Below are 4,549 nucleotides of genomic sequence, written 5' to 3' on the forward strand. Positions count from 1 at the left end.
GTCCCGCACCCCCGCCGGACCCGGCCGGGACCTGTGGACAACTCGCCGGTTGTGGACAGCGGCGTCACCCGGGGCCTCCCAAGTCCCGTACACTTCTGGTGGCGACCCGGGCCACCGGGTCGACTTCGCACGCCCCGACACCGGGTCGGCAACGGCCGGTGTCAGCGCCTCTCGGTCCTTCGTGGCACGGCGCACCGCGGGCGTCAGGCGCGGAAGCCGTCCGGCATCCGCGGCACAACCGGGAAAATCAAGGAGATACGGCCATGGCCGTCGTCACGATGCGGGAGCTGCTGGAGAGCGGCGTCCACTTCGGTCACCAGACCCGCCGTTGGAACCCGAAGATGAAGCGCTTCATCTTCACCGAGCGCAACGGCATCTACATCATCGACCTGCTCCAGTCGCTGTCGTACATCGACCGCGCCTACGAGTTCGTCAAGGAGACCGTCGCCCACGGCGGCACGGTCATGTTCGTCGGTACGAAGAAGCAGGCGCAGGAGGCCATCGCCGAGCAGGCCACCCGCGTCGGCATGCCCTACGTCAACCAGCGCTGGCTGGGCGGCATGCTCACCAACTTCTCGACCGTCTACAAGCGTCTGCAGCGCCTGAAGGAGCTCGAGCAGATCGACTTCGAGGACGTCGCGTCCTCCGGTCTGACCAAGAAGGAGCTCCTGGTCCTCTCCCGTGAGAAGGCCAAGCTGGAGAAGACCCTGGGCGGTATCCGCGAGATGCAGAAGGTGCCGAGCGCCGTCTGGATCGTGGACACCAAGAAGGAGCACATCGCGGTCGGCGAGGCCCGCAAGCTCAACATCCCGGTCGTCGCCATCCTCGACACCAACTGCGACCCCGACGAGGTCGACTACAAGATCCCGGGCAACGACGACGCGATCCGCTCCGTCACCCTGCTCACCCGTGTGATCGCCGACGCCGTCGCCGAGGGCCTCATCGCCCGCTCCGGCGCCGCCGGTGAGGGCAAGGGCGAGAAGGCCGCGGGCGAGCCGCTCGCCGAGTGGGAGCGCGACCTGCTCAAGGGCGAGAAGAAGGCCGACGCCGAGGCCGCCGCTCCGGCCGCCGAGGGCGAGAAGCCGGCCGAGGCCGCTCCGGCCGCCGAGGCCGCTCCGGCCGCCGAGGCCGCTCCGGCCGCCGAGGCCGCTCCGGCCGCCGAGGCCGAGAAGCTGGCCGAGGCCGCTCCGGCCGCCGAGGGCGAGCAGGCCTGATCCGTCAGCGTCAGCGTTGACGGCGGGAGCGGGGACATGAAACCGCTCCCGCCGTCCACCTGTGGATCAGCGGTGCGTCAGCGGCCCCCGCTCCAGGGGATGCCCCCCGGGGACTCGCAGGCCCCCTGATCTTCGATCTTCCAGACCTCGAGAAGGATTCACAGACTCATGGCGAACTACACCGCCGCCGACGTCAAGAAGCTCCGCGAGCTCACCGGCGCCGGCATGATGGACTGCAAGAAGGCGCTGGACGAGGCCGAGGGCAACGTCGAGAAGGCTGTCGAGGCGCTGCGCATCAAGGGCCAGAAGGGCGTCGCCAAGCGCGAGGGCCGCTCCGCCGAGAACGGCGCCGTGGTCTCGATCATCGCCGACGACAACTCCTCCGGTGTCCTCGTCGAGCTGAAGTGCGAGACGGACTTCGTCGCCAAGGGCGACAAGTTCCAGGCCGTGGCCAAGGCCATCGCCGAGCACATCGCCAAGACCTCCCCGGCCGACCTCGAGGCCCTGCTGGCCTCCGAGATCGAGTCCGGCAAGACCGTCCAGGCGTACGTGGACGAGGCCAACGCCAACCTCGGCGAGAAGATCGTCCTGGACCGCTTCGCGCAGTTCTCCGACGGCTTCGTGACCGCGTACATGCACCGCACGATGCCCGACCTGCCCCCGCAGATCGGTGTCCTCGTCGAGCTCGACAAGCCCAACGCCGAGGTCGCCAAGGGCGTCGCCCAGCACATCGCCGCCTTCGCGCCGAAGTACCTCTCCAAGGAGGACGTGCCGGCCGACATCGTCGAGTCCGAGCGCCGTATCGCCGAGGAGACCACCCGCGCCGAGGGCAAGCCCGAGGCCGCGATCGCCAAGATCGTCGAGGGTCGTCTGAACGGCTTCTTCAAGGACGCCACGCTGCTCGGCCAGCCGTACGCGCTCGACCAGAAGAAGTCGGTCCAGAAGGTTCTGGACGAGGCCGGTGTCACCCTGAAGCGCTTCGCGCGCATCAAGGTCGGCATCTGAGAGTCTCGAGTCCGCACCGCGACGGACGCCCGACCCGGCTAGGGTCGACAGCAGTCGTCCACATCGCGCGCGTGTGCCGCCACGCACACGCGCGCGGGGGACGACAGCAGATCTGACGAGGAGGCCATTGCCGCTGCATGGGATGCGAAACGCCCCACCGGCAATGGTCTTCTTCGCATGTGCACCACGTAACAGAGGCGGGATCTCATGACCACCAAGGCCCAGAAGAGCGACGACGGCAAAGTACCCGGCCGATTTCTGCTGAAGCTGTCCGGAGAGGCCTTCTCCGGCGGTGGGGGCCTGGGCGTCGATCCGGACGTGGTGCACGCCATCGCCCGTGAGATCGCGGCCGTCGTACGGGACGGCGCGCAGATCGCGGTCGTGATCGGCGGCGGCAACTTCTTCCGCGGCGCCGAACTCCAGCAGCGCGGCATGGACCGCGCCCGCTCGGACTACATGGGCATGCTCGGCACCGTGATGAACTGCCTCGCCCTGCAGGACTTCCTGGAGAAGGAAGGCATCGACAGCCGGGTCCAGACCGCCATCACCATGGGCCAGGTCGCCGAGCCGTACATCCCGCTGCGCGCCGTGCGCCACCTGGAGAAGGGCCGCGTGGTCATCTTCGGCGCCGGTATGGGCATGCCGTACTTCTCCACCGACACCACCGCCGCCCAGCGCGCCCTGGAAATCGACGCCGAGGCGCTGCTGATGGGCAAGAACGGGGTGGACGGGGTTTACGACTCCGACCCGAAGGCCAACCCGGACGCCGTGAAGTTCGACTCGCTCGGCTACGGCGAGGTCATCACGCGCGACCTGAAGGTCGCCGACGCCACGGCGATCACGCTGTGCCGCGACAACAAGCTCCCGATCGTCGTCTTCGAGCTCCTGACGGAGGGCAATATCGCCCGAGCCGTCAAGGGTGAGAAGATCGGCACGCTTGTCGGTGACCAAGGCAGCCGGGGCTGACCGGCGCACCCCGGCCGCGGGTTCGCCGGGAGGACACCTGTCCGGAGGACGGACGGGGCGGGCCCTGACCGGGGGATGGACAATGTCCCGCCGGTCGGGAACCGTGCAGGAAGAAGACGCGACGCAGCCGGCCGTCGGCCCCGACAAGGAACCGCAGCCGGGCCTACTCAAGACACGCAGGAGCAAGTGGTGATCGAAGAGACCCTCCTCGAGGCCGAGGAGAAAATGGAGAAGGCCGTCGTGGTCGCCAAGGAGGACTTCGCCGCGATCCGCACCGGCCGTGCGCACCCGGCGATGTTCAACAAGATCGTGGCCGACTACTACGGCGCGCTGACGCCGATCAACCAGCTGGCCTCGTTCTCCGTGCCGGAGCCGCGCATGGCCGTCGTGACCCCGTTCGACAAGAGCGCGCTGCGCAACATCGAGCAGGCGATCCGCGACTCCGACCTGGGCGTCAACCCGAGCAACGACGGCAACATCATCCGCGTGGTGTTCCCCGAGCTCACCGAGGAGCGCCGCCGCGACTACATCAAGGTCGCCAAGACCAAGGGCGAGGACGCCAAGGTGTCCATCCGCGCCGTGCGGCGCAAGGCCAAGGACGCCATCGACAAGCTGATCAAGGACGGCGAGGTCGGCGAGGACGAGGGCCGTCGTGCGGAGAAGGAGCTCGACGACACCACCGCGAAGTACGTGGCGCAGGTGGACGAGCTCCTGAAGCACAAGGAAGCGGAACTGCTCGAGATCTGATGAACGACTCTTCCTGGGGGCCGCGGCAGGCCGGGTACTGGGGGCCCGCGGACCGGTCACCTGCCCAGGGACCCGTCCCGGGGGCCGCCCCGGTGGGTCCCGCATACGATGCGCATGACGCCCAACGGACTCGCCCCATGCCCATCGTGCCCGACGGGCCCGCCCACGGCGGAAACCAGGATGACGACCAGGGGGCCGCTCGGCCGGGTGGCCCCTCGTTCCGCGACGGCGTGCCCCAGCCGCAGCAGCAGCCGTACCACGCGACGCCGCAGCGGCCCCACGACACACCGCGGACGCAGCCCTCCCACGGGGTGGCGCCGCAGAATCCGGAGCCCATGCCCGACGCCCCGCAGCCGGCGCCCGCACCGGCGCCGCAGAAGAAGAGCGCGGGGCGCGACCTGGGCGCCGCCATAGGCGTCGGGGTCGGGCTCGGCGTGGTGATCGTCGCGTCGCTGTTCGTCGTCAAGGCCGTGTTCGTGGGTGTCGTCGCGATCGCGGTCGTGGTGGGGCTGTGGGAGCTCACCAAGCGGCTCGAGGAGCGCAAGGGCATCAGGGCGCCGCTCGTGCCGCTGGCGGTCGGCGGGGCGGCCATGGTGGTCGCCGGGTACGCGCGGGGG

At 69.3% G+C, this 4,549-nt stretch carries 4 protein-coding genes and 1 pseudogene; all 5 read left to right on the forward strand.

From position 1 onward, the window contains the following. The first annotated feature begins 263 nt into the window (after nucleotides 1-263). Nucleotides 264-1,214, forward strand: a complete 951-nt coding sequence (gene rpsB, locus C1I97_RS31945) for a 30S ribosomal protein S2 (RefSeq protein WP_111006543.1) — start codon at nucleotides 264-266, stop codon at nucleotides 1,212-1,214. A gap of 168 nt (nucleotides 1,215-1,382) precedes the next feature. Further along, nucleotides 1,383-2,219: a translation elongation factor Ts gene (tsf, locus tag C1I97_RS31950; protein WP_111006544.1), complete on the forward strand. Its 837-nt coding sequence runs from the start codon at nucleotides 1,383-1,385 to the stop codon at nucleotides 2,217-2,219. Nucleotides 2,220-2,426: 207 nt separating this feature from the next. After that, nucleotides 2,427-3,185 carry a UMP kinase gene (gene pyrH / locus C1I97_RS31955; RefSeq protein ID WP_111006545.1) on the forward strand — a complete coding sequence of 253 codons (759 nt, stop codon included), beginning with the start codon at nucleotides 2,427-2,429 and terminating at the stop codon, nucleotides 3,183-3,185. Between the two features lie 189 nt (nucleotides 3,186-3,374). Then, nucleotides 3,375-3,932 (forward strand): ribosome recycling factor, encoded by a 558-nt coding sequence (frr, locus tag C1I97_RS31960; RefSeq protein WP_111006546.1) that lies wholly within the window; start codon nucleotides 3,375-3,377, stop codon nucleotides 3,930-3,932. Continuing rightward, nucleotides 3,932-4,549: pseudogene (locus C1I97_RS31965) on the forward strand (phosphatidate cytidylyltransferase); the annotation flags it as partial. The gene frr and the pseudogene C1I97_RS31965, both read left to right, overlap by 1 nt.

Source organism: Streptomyces sp. NTH33 (assembly GCF_003236365.1).
In the GTDB taxonomy this organism is placed as follows: domain Bacteria; phylum Actinomycetota; class Actinomycetes; order Streptomycetales; family Streptomycetaceae; genus Streptomyces.

Coding starts and splice junctions, on each gene's coding strand:
- rpsB (WP_111006543.1), top strand. CDS start 264: ATGGCCGTCGTCACGATGCGGGAGCTGCTGGAGAGCGGCGTCCACTTC.
- pyrH (WP_111006545.1), top strand. CDS start 2,427: ATGACCACCAAGGCCCAGAAGAGCGACGACGGCAAAGTACCCGGCCGA.
- tsf (WP_111006544.1), top strand. CDS start 1,383: ATGGCGAACTACACCGCCGCCGACGTCAAGAAGCTCCGCGAGCTCACC.